This window comes from Paraflavitalea pollutisoli, from assembly GCF_029360705.1.
Taxonomy (GTDB): Bacteria; Bacteroidota; Bacteroidia; order Chitinophagales; family Chitinophagaceae; genus Paraflavitalea; species Paraflavitalea pollutisoli.
Genome location: NZ_JARKMX010000003.1, coordinates 260,275 through 278,723, shown reverse-complemented (window position 1 = coordinate 278,723; position 18,449 = coordinate 260,275). Strand labels below are relative to the sequence as shown.

The 18,449-nt window shown below is 51.4% G+C and carries 13 protein-coding genes; 3 read left to right on the top strand and 10 right to left on the bottom strand.

The features are described 5' to 3' along the window. The first annotated feature begins 78 nt into the window (after positions 1–78). Positions 79–534 (top strand): NanQ anomerase/TabA/YiaL family protein, encoded by a 456-nt coding sequence (locus tag P2W70_RS08940; protein ID WP_276481099.1) that lies wholly within the window; start codon positions 79–81, stop codon positions 532–534. On the opposite strand, the gene P2W70_RS08935 is transcribed toward P2W70_RS08940, so the two are convergent. The 9 genes from P2W70_RS08935 to P2W70_RS08895 form a co-directional block, all read right to left on the bottom strand. Continuing rightward, positions 535–2,754 carry a xanthine dehydrogenase family protein molybdopterin-binding subunit gene (locus tag P2W70_RS08935; RefSeq protein ID WP_276481098.1) on the bottom strand — a complete coding sequence of 740 codons (2,220 nt, stop codon included), beginning with the start codon at positions 2,752–2,754 and terminating at the stop codon, positions 535–537. A 52-nt stretch (positions 2,755–2,806) separates the two neighbouring features. Then, positions 2,807–3,277 (bottom strand): (2Fe-2S)-binding protein, encoded by a 471-nt coding sequence (locus tag P2W70_RS08930; RefSeq protein WP_276481097.1) that lies wholly within the window; start codon positions 3,275–3,277, stop codon positions 2,807–2,809. A 117-nt stretch (positions 3,278–3,394) separates the two neighbouring features. Next, positions 3,395–4,315, bottom strand: a complete 921-nt coding sequence (locus P2W70_RS08925; protein ID WP_276481096.1) for a DUF4249 domain-containing protein — start codon at positions 4,313–4,315, stop codon at positions 3,395–3,397. Between the two features lie 3 nt (positions 4,316–4,318). Then, positions 4,319–6,703, bottom strand: coding sequence for a TonB-dependent receptor (locus P2W70_RS08920; protein ID WP_276481095.1), 2,385 nt, complete (start codon positions 6,701–6,703; stop codon positions 4,319–4,321). Positions 6,704–6,997: 294 nt separating this feature from the next. Beyond that, positions 6,998–8,413: an efflux transporter outer membrane subunit gene (locus P2W70_RS08915; RefSeq protein WP_276481094.1), complete on the bottom strand. Its 1,416-nt coding sequence runs from the start codon at positions 8,411–8,413 to the stop codon at positions 6,998–7,000. Positions 8,414–8,493: 80 nt separating this feature from the next. Next, positions 8,494–11,649: an efflux RND transporter permease subunit gene (locus tag P2W70_RS08910; protein ID WP_276481093.1), complete on the bottom strand. Its 3,156-nt coding sequence runs from the start codon at positions 11,647–11,649 to the stop codon at positions 8,494–8,496. Between the two features lie 111 nt (positions 11,650–11,760). Beyond that, a complete protein-coding gene (locus P2W70_RS08905) occupies positions 11,761–12,975 on the bottom strand; it encodes an efflux RND transporter periplasmic adaptor subunit (RefSeq protein WP_276481092.1) in 1,215 nt (404 codons plus the stop codon). Between the two features lie 382 nt (positions 12,976–13,357). Further along, positions 13,358–13,963, bottom strand: coding sequence for a TetR/AcrR family transcriptional regulator (locus P2W70_RS08900; RefSeq protein WP_276481091.1), 606 nt, complete (start codon positions 13,961–13,963; stop codon positions 13,358–13,360). Positions 13,964–14,267: 304 nt separating this feature from the next. Beyond that, positions 14,268–15,380 (bottom strand): Gfo/Idh/MocA family protein, encoded by a 1,113-nt coding sequence (locus P2W70_RS08895; protein ID WP_276481090.1) that lies wholly within the window; start codon positions 15,378–15,380, stop codon positions 14,268–14,270. 287 nt (positions 15,381–15,667) lie between these two features. Between P2W70_RS08895 and P2W70_RS08890 the strand changes: the two genes are divergently transcribed. Continuing rightward, positions 15,668–17,275 (top strand): tetratricopeptide repeat protein, encoded by a 1,608-nt coding sequence (locus P2W70_RS08890; RefSeq protein ID WP_276481089.1) that lies wholly within the window; start codon positions 15,668–15,670, stop codon positions 17,273–17,275. 81 nt (positions 17,276–17,356) lie between these two features. Beyond that, positions 17,357–17,776, top strand: a complete 420-nt coding sequence (locus P2W70_RS08885) for a helix-turn-helix domain-containing protein (RefSeq protein ID WP_276481088.1) — start codon at positions 17,357–17,359, stop codon at positions 17,774–17,776. A gap of 129 nt (positions 17,777–17,905) precedes the next feature. On the opposite strand, the gene P2W70_RS08880 is transcribed toward P2W70_RS08885, so the two are convergent. Continuing rightward, the gene (locus P2W70_RS08880; RefSeq protein WP_276481087.1) at positions 17,906–18,310 is read right to left on the bottom strand and encodes an iron chaperone; all 405 of its coding nucleotides are present in this window, start codon (positions 18,308–18,310) and stop codon (positions 17,906–17,908) included. Positions 18,311–18,449 lie beyond the last annotated feature (139 nt).

The window sequence follows — 18,449 nt, the reverse complement described above, 5'->3', positions numbered from 1 at the left end:
TTGTAACTTAAAAGAATTGTTTTGTAGATTTTGACTCCCCAGCTTATTGAGTATATTGCCGCCAAATTATCCATCCGCATGGTCATCGACACGTTAGAGAATGCAGCGCTTTACGAAAACCTGGGGCCAAGATTTGCCCAGGGATTTAAATATCTCCGGGAGACCGATTTTTCGCAGGTTGCCAAAGGAAAGTATGAGTTGGATGGTACCAACCTGATTGCCATCGTTAATGAATATGATACCATCGACCAGTTGGGTGAGCAAATGGAAGCTCACAAGAAATACATCGATGTACAATATATTGTAAGTGGTGAGGAATTGATCGGTCATGACCTGCTACAGCAGCAGGTGCCTTCCAAGGCCTATGATGCGGAGAATGATTTCTGGCTGTTTGCCGATACCCCTACTTTCTTTTCGAAGATGCAGGCTGGTATGTTTGCCATCTTCTTCCCCACCGACCTGCACATGCCCAATATCCGCGTACACGAACCCACGCCGGTGAAAAAGGTAGTGCTGAAACTTCGGGTAGACTAGCTATTTCCAGTTGATCTGAGCGGGGCGCAGGGGCAATTCCCGCAACCGGCTGCCGGTAGCCTGAAAAAGGGCATTGGCAATGGCTGCTGCGACGGGTCCCTGGGCTGCTTCTCCGGCGCCCATCGGTTCCATACCAGGCCTGTTGAGGACAGCTACTTCTATAGCGGGTACTGATTTAAATCGCATGATCGGATAGGTATCCCACCCACGGGTAATGATACCTTTTTCATGGTAGCGCACCGACTCCAGCATTGACCAACTGGCCGATTGGATCATGCCGCCCTCTGTCTGGTTCTTTACGCCATCGATGTTGATCACTTGTCCCGCATCGATAGCACCCGTCAATTTCTTCAGGCGGTATTGTTTGGCAGCGGTATCAATCTCGACTTCTGCTACTACCGCAAAATAAGCTGCATCATTTTTATATTGGGCAAAGGCAATACCCAGTCCTCGCTGCGGTTCACGTCGCTCCATGCGATCATTCCATTGCGTCATCTTCATCACCGTTTCGATCACTGCTTTCGCCCGGTCATCTTTGAGGTTATCGAGGCGAAACCTTGCCGGGTCTTTGCCGGCTTTGTGTGCCAACTCGTCCATGAATGATTCCAGGGCAAAGATATTCGCATAAGCACCCAGGCTGCGCAAGGCCGAGGAACGCAGGGGGCCTTTGCAATTGTTCAGCACTACCTGCCGCAACGTGTCGTACAACGGCAGGGCATTGCGGTAGCTGCCACCCGAAAAGCGGCCAGCAGTGAAGGTGAATGGCTGTTCCAGGTCGCGGCCGGCAATAAAATGGCCTGCTTTTCCACCTGGACGTGAGCTATGCGTATCGGACCATAATTCCGTATGCAACGCGAGTAACTTGCCATCTTTATCGAGACCACCTTTCAACCGCATGACCATCGCCGAACCATATGGCTCCCAGCTATGCTCATCTTCGCGCATCCATTGCACCCGCACCGGTTTGCCCGGCAGCTGCATCGCCAGCAAAGCTGCATCTGCCCCTACATCATCGGCCCCATTGTGACCATAACAACCGGCGCCCGGCGTGGCGATCACCCGGATGCTGGTTTCGGGCAAACGCAAAAGATCCGAGAGCGTACTCCTTAACGGAAAGGCGCCTTGTGTATGGGACCATACCGTAAGTTCATTGTTTTGCCAAAGGGCGATGGCGCAGGAAGGGCCAATAGAACCATGTATCTGGTACGGGCGTTTGTACACCGCCTCCACCTGGTTGCTGGCCGCTGCAATGGCAGGCTCCACCTTGTCATTGCGCTCTACCACTTCGCTGTTGCCGGTTTGCTGCAGCAGATGGTCGTACAGGCCATCCTGCGCAGGTAACAGCAATGGCCGATCCCATACCGCTTTTTGCTGGAGGTTCCGGATCGCTTTGATGGCCTGGTATTCGTCGCGGGTGATGACCCCCACAAAGCTGCCATTGCGCACCAGCTTGATGATGCCGGCAGCATTGCCCGTGGCGTTATCGGGTAATGATTTGAGTTTGGCCCCATATACCGGTGGACGCAGTATGCGGGCATGCACCATATCGGGCAATCGCATATCCTGGATATACACCGGCTGGCCTGTGGCCATCAGCTTGATATCTTCCCGGGGCCAGGCAGTACCTACTATGGTGTATTTGGACGGATCTTTCTGCGGCGCTTTGCCGGTCACCGTCCCTTCTATGGCTTTGCCCTTCAGCAGCGCCGCATAGCTCACCGATTGTTGAGAGGTAGCGGCCGTTACTACACCATCCTTGACGAGCAATTGATCGACTGGCACTTTCAGTTCCGTAGCAGCCATTCCCAACAATACCCTGCGCGCTTCTGCCGCTGCTTCGCGTATGGCACCGCCACTCGATTCGATGGAGGCACTACCGGCCGTATACCGTTCGTCGGGGGTGCGGCCGGTATCGGCAATCACAATGTGCACATTCTTCATGGGGATGTCCAATTCTTCGGCAGCAATTTGCATCAGGGCCGTTTTGATGCCCTGCCCCAATTCCGTTTTTCCTGTCAACACGGTTAGCTGTCCGTCGGCATCGATCCGCAACCAGGTGTTGATGGCATCGGCGAATGGGGGTGTACCGGACTCAGCTACAGCGGTGCTGAGCTTTCCCAAGGCGGGTAGTATCGAAAAGCCGATCAATAGTTGACCGGTCTGTTGTAAAAAGCGTCGGCGACTGGTAGAGAAAGCCTGGTCTTGCGAAGGGGAAGGCATATCGTATAGTCTGTTAGAAGATGATCAATAAGGAGACTCGATGAGAAACGCATTATTGGCGTTTGTAGACAGCGGCTTTTTTGATGGCGCCGATAAACCGGGTATGCGTGCCACACCGGCACAACACCCGCTGCAGGGCTTCGCGTATCTCTTCGTCGGAGGGATCGGGGTTTTCGTCCAGCAATTGCTTGCCACACATGATCACCCCATTGAGGCAATAACCACATTGGGCTGCCTGCAGGTCGATCACCGCCCGTTGCACGGGATGTAATTGTTGCTGGTTACCGATGCCTTCCAGGGTAGTGATCTCGTGGGTGGCCGCTGCCGAACAAGGCATGATGCAGGAAGGCTGGGCTTTACCATCCAGCAACACCATACAGCTGCCGCATAGCGCGACACCACATCCATATTTGGGACCGTTCAATTGCAGGTGATTGCGTAGTGCATACAGTAGCGGCGTTTCGGGATCGATGGTCACGGAATTGGGATGTCCGTTGACCCGCAGTACGACTGTCTTTTCCATACAGATGTCATTTAAGTCCTATATCATTACAGGCATGATCTATCCCACAGGTTCTTCGCCCGATCGATAGGTCGCAATGGACCTGCAAAAATTACACCTGCCCAATGATTTTCAGGATTATTGAACAACGACCGACTTCACACTGACGCTGAACCCGCTAAAGCAACCCGTTACCAGCTCTCCCTGTATGGTGCTTTGCAGGGTGACCGGGGTGGCAAAAGGACCATCGTTGCTGCGCGCTTTATTGAAGCTGTCCCAGAAATTATAAACCGGCCGCTCTACACTGGCCATGTATATGCTGACCGAATCGCCCAATACAAACCCATAGGACTGCGTAAAGGCAATTTGTTGGCCATTCACCAGGTCATCCGCGCCTGAAGCAAACCGGTTGGTACCCAGTGCACCCCAACCAAAACTTTTCCGGTTGTCCCAGTGACGCCAGAAAAACAGTTGGGTATTACCAATGGTATCCGGGTCTTTGTAGTTGACGGTGATGCGGGCTTTGGAATAGGTAGTATCTGCATTGGAATCTGTATAATAGAAACCGCAGGTCAGGGTGTCGATGGCAACCGGCACTGGTAGTTGGGTGATGGCGCTGTACTGCTTACCCTCCACCTCGATCGTCAGTTTGTAGCATTTACCCGGTTTGCCTACCAGCGCATTCAGCGAATCATATCGCAGCCGCTGGTCGAAATAAAACCCTGGTAAGGCGGAGTTGGCCAGCTGGGGTAACCTGCCTTCTGTCAATACCGTCCTGGTCGCTTCATCCCACTGAATATCACCTGACACCCGCTCACCTTCAGTAATAGAGACGGTGGCCCCACTTACCGCCAGGTTCTCCAAACCCGGATCATAGAAATCCTTACTACGGGAAAGTACCACATAATTGTACAGGGGAAATTCATTGTTGATGTATCCCTCTACGATCAACTGCTGCTGGCCGTCTTTTACTGTAATATCATAGTCGCGTTCGCAGGCCAGCAACAACGTACTGGCCAATACAGGGAGGCAGATCTTCTTTAGTAGCATGCTTTTCATAGTTCAGAATTTAAAATTCCAGGTAACGGATGGTACGATGGGAAACAGGAACACTTTTTTACCCTGTATGGTCTGCGTTTCCTCTTCCACGTCAAGGTAAATAAAATACGGATTATAACGGTTATAAACATTGTAAATGCCAAAATTCCAGCTACTCCTGAACCGCTTCTCCTGCTCGCGCCAGCGGACATATGTGAATGAGATATCCAGCCGATGATAAGCCGGCATCCGGTAGTCGTTGATCTGGTCGTAGTGATTGATACTGGTAAATACCGGCTGCCTTTCATTGCGGTTGTAGCCCACCCCGTAAGCAAAGCGTCCTGAAGGCATCGTCAACGAATTGCCGGTACCATATACAAAAACGCCCGACACATCCCATTGCCGGCTGATCTTGTAATTGAGCACCAGGCTACCGTCGTGCGTACGATCGTATCGGTAAGGAAATGGTTTACCCCCGTTCAGGTCGGGGAATTCCCGCTCAGTGCGACTCAATGTGTAGCCGACCCAACCGGTCAGGCGACCTGTCTTTTTTTGCAGAAACAATTCCACCCCGTAAGCTGTTCCCTTACCAAATACCATTTCACCTTCCAGGTTTTGGTTCAGCAGCAGCCGGGCGCCCGGCTTGAATTCGATCTGGTTGGACATGGTCTTGTAATACGTCTCGATACTCATTTCCCAGGCGCCGTTGTTCCAATCCTTCGAATAACCCGCCGCAGCCTGCTCGGCCAACGCCGGTTGAATATTTTTACCGGCGGGTATCCATAGATCACCGGGGAAGGTAGCGGCGCTGGTGGTGGCGAGGTGCAGGTATTGTACCGTACGGGTATATGATAATTTAATGCTTGAACTGGGCGACAACCGGAATAAAGCAGCCACCCTTGGTTCAGGATAGTGGTAGCGGGCAATGCTTTGTCCGTGGGAGTAGCTTTCTTTGTCGCCGGTGGGTGCGCCATCAGGTGCATATTTGACAAACGCAGTAGGACCTACCTGGTTGAAATAGCTGTACCGCAGACCAGCGGTAACGCTGATGCCTGATGTAAGCTTCAGGTCTGTACTCAGGTAAGCGGCAGCTTCATGGGCGAATTGATCCTGTATATTGTTCTTGAAATCCTGTACGCCTGCAGTAGTATTACCGGCACCGGGCCGGAAATTGTGCCAGGTGTATTGCCAGCCTGCTTTTATTTTCAGCCACCTGCCCGGACTGTATACCCAATCGTTTTTGGCGCCGTAGTCGGTTAGCCCCGAACTATAGATATAGGTGGTGGCACCGTATATCATGCGGCTGTCGAGATCAAAATCATTGCGCACGATGGACAGCTCCTGCCGAAGCCGCTTACCCAGTTGCTGCTTCCAGGTAAGCCCCAGGATCGTATTGCCCCACAAGGCATTGAATCGCCGGGAAGGACCATCATCATCTTCATCGACAAACATAAAATTGTCCTTGCCGAGGTAAAAGTTGATGCCCAGGCTATTGTTCTTGTTCAACTGGAAGTCGACCTTGGCGTTGACATCGTAAAAGTAATAGCCATTGTCACCCAGACTGTCTTTAGCAACCAGCTTGGCCACCTGGTCGATATAGGTGCGCCGCGCACTCACGAGAAAAGACGATTTCCCTTTATCGACGGGTCCTTCCACCGCCAGGCGGGAAGAGATCAACCCAATGCCTCCTTTCACCCGAAGGCTATCACGGTTACCCTCCCGCGTATCAACAGCAATGACACTGCTGAGCCGGCCACCGTACTCGGCTGGTATGCCACCCTTGATCACTTCGATGTTCCTGAGTGCGTCGCCATTGAAGATGCTGAAAAAGCCGAGGAGGTGATTAGGATTGTAGATGGGATTACCATCGAGCAAAACCAGGTTCTGATCAGGCCCACCGCCGCGCACATATAGACCAGCACTGGCCTCTCCCCCATTCTTGACACCTGGCAACAGCGTGATGGTCTTCAACGGATCTACTTCTCCGAGTATCACGGGAAGTTTTTCGATCTGGTTGATATTGAGTGCCTGTGTACTCATCTGGTTGCGGTGTACTGTGGAACGGGCGGTGACAATAACGTTGTTCAGTAAACTTTCGCGGGGGTACAGTATGACTTTGACAGCGGTATCGGAATGCAGGTGGAACACAAAACTGGCCGGTGTATGGCCAACAGCGGTGAAGTACAATCTGTATTTGCCGGGCGGCAGGCTGGTCGCATAATGGCCCGTCGAATCGACGAATTGCTCCAGCTTATTAATCTTGATCGTTGCATTGGCCACTGCATACTGCGCACTGTCTGCCACCGTAATGGAAAGGGTATGCAGCTGTGCCTGGCTGATCTGGGCAGTCATACCCAATAGCAGCAGTACAAGATATCGGATCATTTGGTTGTTAGTCGATGCGCTCATACTAAATTAGTTCCAATTCAGGATGGGGTCGGGACGCATAGAACGGTCGTCTATCATTGACGTGATAGCACCAAAAGCGTAACATGATCTACGATCGGTCGTTGAGGGGATTCCCCGTATGGGGTACTATAGACGAGGATAGACAATATCCTGCCTGCATAACTGGCACAGCAATAGAATGAAATAACGCGACACCTGGAATAATTAAAAAAGTAGCGTAGGCTTTGCATAACAAAAAATGGGCCACTCCGGTAACTACCGGGTGGCCCATTTGTTATTTCACGGCTATTTCACTTACTTCCAACCACCGCCCAGGGAGCGGTACAGTTCTACCACGGCGCCCAGCTGGCTGCGCTGGATCGCTGCGAGGTTCAGTTCTGCCTGTAAGGCATTGCTTTGCGCAGTGATCACCTCCAGGTAATTGGCCAGGTCACTTTTGAACAGCAGTTGTGCATTGCCTACGGCCAGCTTCAAGGTATCCACCTGGTCGCCTGCCAACACGCGCTGCTCCTTCAGTTTGTCTACCTGCACCAGGGCATTGCTCACTTCGCTGGTTGCCTGCAATACTGATTGACGGAACTGGATCACTGCCTGCTCCCGTTCGATTTTGGCTACTTCAAACTGCGTTTTCAGCGCCTTCTTGCGGAAGAGGGGTTGCGCGATCGTACCGGCAGCCAAACCAAACAGTGAACCCGGAATATTGAACCAGTTGCTGGCTGTAAAGGTTTCCAGGCCACCGCCAGCAGTGATGCTCAATGCGGGATACATATTGGCTTGCGCGATACCTACCTGTGCATTGGCGACCACCAGGGCCATTTCATTGGTGCGAACATCCGGCCGTCTGCTCACCATCGCTACCGGTAAGCCTGTAGACAGCGTTCCCGGTAAAGCGATATCGTGCAAAGTGGAAGTGCGCGCAATGGTGCCTGGCAGCTGCCCCGTCAACACCTGTAAGGCGTTTTCCTGCAAAGCGATATCCTGCTCCAGTTGAGGAATGAGCAATTGCGTTGTTTTTTTCTGCGCCTCGGCCTGGTTCACGGCCAGTGTGGTCACCACACCACCATCACGCAGTATCCGCGTTACGTTGACAAACGTATCGTTCAGCGCCAGATTGTTGCGGGCAATGACCAGTTGACGGTCGAGCATCAGCAGGTTGTAATATCCCTGGGCAATGCTCGTTACCACCTGCGTTTGTACGGCCCTGGCAGCTTCCTGTGTTTGCAGGTATTGCGCCAGCACGGTTTCTTTCTGCCGGCGGATCTTACCCCAGATATCTGCTTCCCAGGAAATGTTCGCTAACACCTGGTAGTTTTCCAAATAACTTTGTTTGAGGAAGGTCTTTGTACTCAGCCCGTTCAAACTGTTGTCGGAAGGCCGGTTGATCTGTCCGGTTGCCGACAGGTTTACTTCCGGCAATTGCAGCAGCTTGGCCTGCTTTACCTGTGCTTGTGCAATATCGAGGCGCTTGATCGCTATCAGCAGGTCATTATTGTAAGTAATACCCTTGCCAATGAGCCCCTGTAAAACGGGATCGGTAAAGAAATCTTTCCAGGCCAGGTCGGCAATACTGCTGGTATCTGCAAAACTCTGCCCGTTGAACTGCTGCGGCAAGGCTACTTCAGGACGTTGATAGTCCTTACCTACCTTACAGCCAGCCAGCAACAGTACGGCCAGTGCTATCGTGTAAAAATGAATATGCTTGTGTTGCATGCTATATCCGGTTTAATTCTTCAGTGTTTATGATAACCCGGCAGGATCTACCTGCCGGGTATTATACGTTGCTTGGGTTATTATTCGCTTAAGCTGATCTCTCTGGGTCCGGTTCTGCCCGTTACTTTCTCCTGCAGGTACTGGAAGATCACATACAGTACAGGTATGATGAACACACCAAGTACTACACCGGTCAACATACCACCTACTGCACTGGTACCGATCGAGGCGTTACCTTTTGCAGAGGCACCATGCGTCCAGATCAAAGGCAACAGACCTACGATGAAGGCGAAGGAGGTCATCAGGATCGGGCGTAAACGCAACCTGGAACCTTCCAGGGCCGACTCGATGAGGCCCATACCTGCCCGGCGACGTTGCACCGCGTACTCCACGATCAGGATCGCGTTCTTCGCGAGCAGACCGATCAACATGATCAAGCCGATCTGAACATAAATGTTCGCTTCGATACCTGCCCAGCCGATGAAGGCATATACGCCCAGTACCCCTGTTGGGATGGTGAGGATGATGGCCAGCGGCAGGATATAACTTTCGTATTGCGCTGCCAGCAGGAAGTACACGAAGATGATACTCAACAGGAAGATGAAACCGGTTTGACCACCGGTCTTGATCTCTTCACGGGTAACCCCTGTCCACTCATAAGCATAACCACGGGGCAATACCTGCTTGGCTGTTTCTTCGATCGCTTTGATGGCGTCGCCAGTACTGTAGCCAGGCTTGGGAATACCGTTGATGGTTACCGCGTTGAAGAGGTTGTTGCGGGTTACTGTTTCTGGACCATATACACGTTTCAGGCGCACCAGGGTACTTGCAGGCACCATTTCACCCTGATCGTTCTTCACATAGATACCATTCAGCGAACCTGCATCGGTACGGAAGGCAGGATCGGCCTGTGCCATCACGCGGTAGTATTTACCGAAACGGTTGAAGTCGGACACATAGCTACTACCAAAGTAGATCTGCATGGTCTGCATCAGTTCCGTGATGGATACACCGAGTTGCTTGGCCTTTATATTATCCACTTCGATCATGAATTGCGGGTTGCCGGTAGCAAAGGTGGTGAACGCATAAGCGATCTCCGGTCTTTGCATCAGGGCACCGATAAAGCCCCAGGCAGTATTGCCCAGTTTATCCAGCGGTCCGTTGCTACGGTCCTGCAACATGAATTCGAAACCACTCACGTTACCAAAACCCTGTACGGTGGGGAAGTTGAAGAAGAAGGCTTTCGCATCATCCACGGCACCTACCTTACCAGCGATACCGTTGGAGATCATGTTCACATCTTTCACAGCACCACGGTCTTTATAATCCTTCAAGCGGATGAAACCAGCTGCATAAGGCGAAGCATTCGCATTGCTGATGAAGTTAAGACCATTGATCACATAGTGGTGATTGGCGGCTTCTTCTTTGGCAATGATACCTTCGATGGCCTTGGTAGCATGTTGCGTACGATCGAGTGAGCTACCGGGAGGGGTGTTCACCGCATACAGTACGAAGCCCTGGTCTTCGTCAGGAATAAAGCCGGTTGGCGATTGCTTGACGAGGTAGAAGGTGATCGCACTGATGAGTACGAGGGCACTGATGGGCACCCATTTATTTTTGATCAGGAACTGTAAGCTCTTGACGTAACGATTGGTAACCGATGTAAAGCCTGCATTGAAGGCGCCAAAGAAACGGGCACCAAATCCTTTGCGCTTGCCATGTCCTTCTTCACCATGTGGGCTCTTGAGAAACAGGGCACACAAGGCAGGACTCAGCGTCAAGGCGTTGAGCGCGGAGATCAGGATCGCCACAGCCAGGGTAAAGGCAAACTGGCGATAGAACACACCGGCCGGGCCTTGCATGAAGCCTACGGGAATAAATACCGCGGCCATTACCAGCGTGATCGAAATGATGGCACCGGAAATTTCGTTCATCGACTGTACGGTCGCCGTTCGGGCCGGCAGGTTGGTACGTTCCATTTTGGAGTGTACCGCTTCCACCACCACGATGGCGTCATCCACCACGATACCGATGGCCAGTACGAGGGCGAAGAGCGTAAGCAGGTTCAGCGTAAAACCAAACAACTGCATGAAGAAGAAGGTACCGATGATCGCTACCGGCACCGCAATGGCCGGGATCAAAGTACTCCGGAAATCCTGCAGGAAGATGTACACCACCAGGAACACGAGAATGAAGGCGATGACCAGGGTCTCGGTTACCTGGTGGATAGAAGCATCCAGGAACTCCTTGGAGTTGTACATCACCGTCGTCTTCACGCCTTTGGGCAGCGTCTTTTCAAAGTCCTTCAGCTGCTGCTCGATGATCGTGAGGATATCGTTGGCATTAGAACCAGCTGTTTGGAACACGGCAAAACCAGATACCGGTTTACCATCCATACGGCTGTTACTGGAATAAGTATAAGAACCGAACTCGATACGGGCCACATCTTTCAGCTTCAGCATCGATCCATCATTGTTGGCCTTGATCACGAAATTCTCATAGTCTTCGTTCTGGCTCAGCTTGCCTTTGTACTTCAAGACATACTCGAAGGTCTCGGCACTGCTTTGACCCAAACGACCGGGCGCTGCTTCCAGGTTCTGGTCGCGGATGGCGTTGAGTACATCCTGTGGTGACAGGTTGTTGGCAATGAGGCGATCGGGGCGCAGCCAGATACGCATGGAGTAATCCTTGGTACCGAATACGAGGGCCTGGCCCACACCGGGAACCCGCTGTACCTGCGGGATCAGGTTGATCTTGATATAGTTTTCCAGGAACAGCTCATTGTATTGCGTGCTGTCTTCACTCGACAGGGCCACAAACATGATGATACTGTTCTGTACTTTTTGGGTAGAGATACCCGCCTGCACGACTTCGGAAGGCACCTGGTTGACCGCTTTCGATACGCGGTTCTGTACGTTTACCGAAGCGATATCGGGGTCGGTGCCCTGCTTGAAGAATACGGTGAGTGTCATACTACCGTCGTTACTCGAGTTGGAGGTCATATAAGTCATGTTCTCCACCCCGTTGATGGCTTCTTCGAGCGGGGTCGCTACGGAGCGTGCTACTACTTCGGCGTTCGCACCTGGGTACAGTGCAGTAACCTGTACGCTGGGCGGCGCGATGTCGGGAAACAGGGTCACTGGCAATGTGTACAGTGACAAGCCACCCAACAGCAGCAATATGATCGATATGACCGTTGATAATACCGGCCTTTCAATGAATTTTTTTTTAAGCATGGGAATTGTATTTGAATTCAGTTACAGAATTCATCAATAAGAAATCAATAGTCCAACTTACCAGCCACGGGTACGGGACGGGCCACGTAACCGTGTACTTCTATAGATTGATTAAAGTGGTTTAGCCTTCAACAAGCTGTCTGCCGAGATAGGCTTGGGTACGATGACCATACCATCCTGCAGGTTACCAACACCAGAGTATACGATCTTTTCGCCGGGCTTCAGACCAGCTGATACATAATACCAGGCGGCTGTTTTACCCGTAACCGTGATCGGCTTGCTGGCTACCTTGTTGCTATCGCCCAGGGCAAATACGAACACCTTGTCCTGAATTTCGAAGGTCGCTTCCTGTGGTACTACCAGTACATCTGCCAGTTGTTGCGGAATACGCACCTTACCGGTGTTACCAGAGCGGAGGGTACCGCCGGTGTTGGGGAAGGTGGCGCGGAAGCTGATGGAACCGGTGGTACGGTCAAACTGTCCATCGATGGAGCTGATGCGGCCTGTTTGTGCATACACACTGTTATCGGCCAGCAGCAATTCGACCGGGGGCACTTTCTTTACCTTCTCTTCGATGGTAGCACCTTCGAACTGTTGTTTGAAAGCAATGAAGTCGGGCTCGCTCATGGAGAAGTAAGCGTACACTTCGTTGATATCGGACAATACTGTCAGGGGCATGTTTTCACCTTTACCCACCAAGCTTCCGGTTTTGTAAGGGATGCGGCCGATATAGCCACTCACGGGCGCCGTGATATAGGTATAGCCTACATTGATGCGGGCATTGCCTACAGCGGCTTTGGCCTGCTCTTCCGCTGCTTTGGCAGCATCGAGTACAGCACGGGCTGTTTTCAATTGTACTTCAGAGATCACCTTGTTGTCTACCAACGGTACCAGGCGGTCTACCTCTACCTGTGCTTTCGCGACGTTGGCCTGTGCAGCCGATACGCTCGACTGGGCACTGTTCAGTTGCTCGTTGTAGGGGCGGTCATTGATCTTAAAGAGGGGCTGACCGGCCTTTACAAAAGCGCCTTCATCGACGTAGATCTTCTCGAGGTACCCTTCTACCTGCGGGCGTATCTCTACGTTCACCCGTCCTTCGAGGGAGGCTGAATATTCTTTGTGTGTAGTAGCCGGCGTTGTTGTTACGGCCAGTACCTGTAAATTGGGAGGAGGCATTGCTCCATATCCAGCGGGCGCGGCGGAAGATCCGCAGCTATATAATAGAATAGTTACGGCAACGCCCAGGATCAGCTGGCGTATCGGAGCACCCCAGGGATGCAGCGCTGTGCCAGCAGCAGCTTGTGATTTGTTTGGTCTTGTATTCATCTTTGTGTATTGCATAACAGGTTGTTTGCGGCAGGCTCCAGGCCCACCGGTTTATATTTACGGTCAGAATTTAGCAAGTGCTTATGGCAAAAGCATGGCAATCGACATGAGTTTCTATCAGTCGGGCAGGATAATCAATACTTTGTAGTTAAGACGAACTAATGGAACGGAAACAGACAAATCGCGGTGAACTGGCAACGCAGGAGGATCTGTTGTTTCATGGCTATCTTTCCCTTTCTAAAAACTGTTTATCCCGGCGCTTTCATGACACGCCCATCTTATATATTAAACAGCGGCAACAAAGCTAATTAAATTAGTTACGAAGCACTAAATTAATTAGTGTCTTTTTTATCCACTGGACAAGTTAGGATTCGCAATCGCCTCAGGTGAGGTTCTTAATGAAACCTTCTATTGCATCTTCCATCACCAGCTTGTTCAAATCATCGTGCATATCGGAGGTACGCATCATTTTGATGGAGATAAGACCATGTATCACCGACCAGAACGTATGGCTTTTCATGCATACACTAATGTCTGTTCGTTTGCTGTTGGTCATGATCTCTCCGATCGATTCGCCCACCAGTGTCCGGAAGTTGATCTTCTCGGGCAGGCAGGTACAGGCTTCTGCTTCTGCACAGGGTATGCCCAGGTTGAACATGACCTGGTAGTATTCTTTGTTCTTGAATGCAAAATTCCAATAGGCATCTGCCATGGCCCTGAGCTGTGCTGCCGGATCGGCGTGCTTGCCTTTGGCTTGCGCCATTTTGCGCCCCAGCAGGCAAAATCCTTCACGGGCAAACTCCAACAGAATACATTCCTTGTTCACAAAATGGTCATACACCACTGGTACACTGTATTCTATGGCATCGGCAATCTTGCGGATCGATAGCGCCTGCCACCCCTCTTCCCGTACGATCTGCCAGGCAGTAGCCAGAATATTATTCCTTACTTCCTCTTTTTGCCGTATTCTTCTTTCTGATATTCCCATTGTTACTTTTTCTAACAGTGTTAGCAAAAGTAACAACGTTTGAGATACCGACAAGTTTTTTCCAAATATTTTTCCGTTAAAGGCTTTTTAAAGAACTATGGTGGGGATTGAGGCAATAAGTAACAAGCTTACCGTTGGTTGGTTCACCATAACAAAAGTAAATTCATTTTTGTCTGCCGCAGCGGGGCGAATGCGCCATTCTGTAGGGCATATCACGCATATTTATGTATATATTATACATGAAAAAGCCGCCAATCAATATTGATGTTCACAACATTGAATGGCGGCTAACGAACGATAGCTCTTATTTCAAATCGATGCGTTTACCCGTTTTACAGGCCTCATAAATGGCATCGATGATCTTTAGATCACGCAGTCCTTCTTCACCATCTACGGGTATCTCGGGCTGCTTGCCTTCGAGTATGATACCCGCCATTTCTTCCATCTGTACGGTTTGATGGGTATTATGTGGTTGCGTCAATTCACCCTTGTGGGTACGCCCTTTGATAGGCCCATAACCTGTGGAGGGTTGCAGTTCTGCATAACCATTAACGCCATCGAGGAAGAAGCGATCGAGGTTACTCATGGCATAAGTCGATAAGCAAGAGGCTACGGCACCCGAAGGAAATCCCATCTGAAACTGTATGGTTTCATCTACGCCTTCTTTGAATTTCTCTTTATCGGTTTTCGTTTCCTGCGCCGTTACCCAGATGGGTTCTTCACCCAGCATATACCGTGTACCATTGATGCTGTAGATACCAATGTCCATCATCGATCCACCACCGGCGAGTTGCTTGTTGAGCCGCCATTGTGTAGGATCGCCGATGCGGAATCCTGACAGTCCCTGGAAGAACAATACTTTCCCAAACTCACCAGCCTTACGCATGCGCACGATCTCGAGGGTCTTGGGCTCGAAGTGCATGCGGTAACCCACCAACAGTTTGACATTGGCTTTCTTACAGGCATCCACCATCTCCTGCCCCTCCTTTGCATTCAGGGCCATTGGCTTTTCGCAGATCACATGTTTACCTGCTTTCGCTACCCGCAGCACCTGCGGATGATGCAGGGCATTGGGCGTGATGACATACACTGCATCGATGTCGGGATTGTTGCGGATGTTATCGAAGTTGTCGTAGTTATAGCAATTCTTTTCGGGGATATTGTATTTCGTTTGCCAGGCTTTTACCTTGGCCGGCGTACCACTGATGACACCTACCAGCTTGGCTTTTTTACAGGCCTGCATGGCATCGGCCACCCGGGTACCATAACCACCCAGGCCCATGATAGCTACCCGCAATACCGGACCATCATAGGGTACATCTGCCTGTGGCGCGTCCGTACATTCTTCAAACGACAATAAGGGTAACGTGATAGCGGCGGTGGTAAGTTGTTGCAGGAAAGAGCGGCGTGTGTTCATAGCAAGGCTTTTGAAGTGAGGAATTGAACTACAATTTAATCCATATCCGGTACAATCCACGTGCCTGCCATGACAGATTGGTCAATCGAGACATATTGAACAACGAGCGGAAGAAATGCCAATTAGCCTCAAAGACCGGCCAATTGCGGGCAACCAAGTCTAGGATATATTACTTAAATTGGACATCATACTGTTTCCTCCTTACCCAATTACACTGCTTTCTATTGCTTACTGATACTGATTGTCTTAGACAGGTAGCCTGACTACCTTCAACCAACTATGCGCATATGGCCAATCAAGTAAAAAAGCAAACCCCGGTATGGGAAGATATTGCCGGGCAAATGGACCGCATTCGCGGCAGCAAAGAGTTCAGTAGCAAAGAGCTGCTTTGCCGCTTCCTGGATTACGTGGTCACAGAGACCATGGCCGGCCGGGTAAACGAGATCAAGGAATACACCATTGGCACCCGCGCCCTGGGCCGGCCGGGCGACTTCAATCCCCAGTTCGATGCCTGTGTGCGTATCCATGCAGGCCGCCTGCGGCAGGCCCTGGGTGCCTACTATGCCGATACCGGCAAGGCGGACCCCATCCGGATCATGATCCCCAAGGGCACTTATGTACCCATCTTTTCTGTGGCCCACGAAGAGCCGGCTACTCCCGGGCTAACTCCCCCTTCGCCGGCATCCAGCCCCAATAACCGGTTGACCATGGCGGTGATGCCCTTTCAAAACCGAGGTCCGGAATCGGGCAGGAATTATTTTGCCGATGTGGTCAGCGAACAACTGAGCACGGAGATCGCGCATTTCAGGAATATCTCCGTCATCTCTTATTATTCCATGCGGCTGATCGCTCAACAGCTTACCGACCTCAACCAACTGTACAACGTATACGGCGTACACTACGTACTCACCGGCAGCGTGCAGCTGGTAGAGGAACATATCCGCATCCATGTACAATTGATCTATACACCCACGTCGGAGCAGATATGGGCAGGTAATTATGAGCAACCCCTCTCTGCCCTGCCGCTTCAAAACGTGTCGGATGACGTTACCCAGCACATCGCTTCCGTGATTGCCGGATACTACGGCGCCATCATTCAGCATATCTCCATGGTAACCGTACACGAACAGGCAGATGTATTGGGCACCCACAACGCCGCTTTCTGGCATTACAAATACCACAAAGCCTACACCGTTCCCATACTGTTGCAGGCACAGGCGGCTGTTGAAGCCACCTTGCAAGCCACGCCACACAATGCCCTCGCCTGGGCAGTACTCGGAGAGATCCACCTCGACAGCTACCTGCTGGAAATGCAGCCCGCCTCCATCATCGACTACGGCATCGAATGTGCCAATAAATCCATTCACCTCGACCGTTATTGCCTGCATGGCTACCAGTCGCTGGCCTGGGCTTATATGCTGCAGAAGAACCGGCAGGCCTGTATCCGGGTGATCGACGACTGCCTGGCCCTCAACTACAATGCCTCCAACAATATTGGCTGGCTGGGCATGACGCTGATCTTTATCGGAGAGTTTGAACGCGGCAGAAGTTTGCTAGAGAAAGCCATGGACATCAATCCTTTTTATCCCTGGTGTTATTGCTTTACCATGACGGTGTATTATTATGCCCAGGCCAATTATGAGATGGCGCGTTATTGGGGCGAGAAGATCAATATGCCCTCGCTCAAATTTGACCTGGTGGTACGAACCGCTACTTTGGGCAAATTGGGCTTATTACAGGAGGGCATGGCACTCGGCCGGGAGCTCACAGCCAACTGGCCTGCGGTGGACCGCGAGATCAAACCATTTTTACAGAAGTTTATCCTTGCCGATCAGGTAACCGAAGACCTGCTGGAAGGCCTCGCCGCTGCCGGTATCCCGGCGCGGCCATTGTGATCGGTTATACGGTTAATTAACGGTATAATGCCGGATGTAAAATGAGGTTACTCATACCTTTATGGCCTCAAATTTATCCTAATGAGTACCATTCAACCATCCGACGAAATGAAAGAGGCATTCAGCCCTGCGGGTCTGAAACCTTTACTGGAGCGTTTGTTTACAGAAGCGAAACCCTACCTCAAACAAGGGTATAACCTACGGGAATTATCCGACAACCTCAGCACCCCCCTTTACCGCATCTCAGCCCTCATCAATCAGGAGTATGCTATGCGCTTCACCGACTTTGTGAACCTGCACCGCATCGGCCATGCCATCCTGTTGATCAAACAAGGCGATGCCAGTCATTGGAGCCTCGATGGCCTGGCAACCGTATGTGGCTTCAGCAACCGTAACTCCTTCCGCGACGCCTTCAAGCGCTTTACCGGTCAGATACCCTCTGCCTACCTAAAGAACGGCCAAACACTGGACTTACCTGTCAGCTACCGGAAAGCAGGGTAAACGAGATCCAATATCCACCTAACCCCTCCCTGCCGTCGGAATTGCCGCCTGTTGTTAACCAAGCTGGCGGTTGCTGCAACAGCTGTTTTGGGCCGCCATGACTTCATCACGATCAGCTCCAACAGTAAGTTACTTCGCCATTGCTTTTTTCGCTGCAGGCTTCGCTGCCTGGGCGGCTTCCTTGTTCTCTTTGAGCCGAAACTGCACGATCTTTTTGATCAGCGCATCGGGCAGGGGCTCATTGAGGGGTAACTGGATGGCCGACTTGCTCATTTTATAACCTGCCAGTTCTTTCTTGAAATGGGCCAGGAAGGCAGCCGTCCACGGATAAGATAGCGTGATATGCGCTTTGTAGGCGGAGTAATAGATCAGCCAACCATCGGTTTTAAAAGCGGGTATCTGGTAGCTGATCACCTCTTCTGCCTTGGGCGCCACTTTGTGAATGATGCCGCGAATGGTTTCCAGGCGCTCCACTGTTTCAGGTGGAAAACCGGCGTGGTATTGGTCTACCGTTTTGAAGTCTGTCTTTGCCATGTTGTAGCGGGTTGTTTGCTCAAATGTAGTGGGTTCTGCCGGCTATGGCAGGGGGCCAATCTGACTTAAGGCAGGGCTGAATGCGGCGCAACAGGATCGCAGGTTACCCGCAACTGTATTCCCTTGATGCCTACGATGC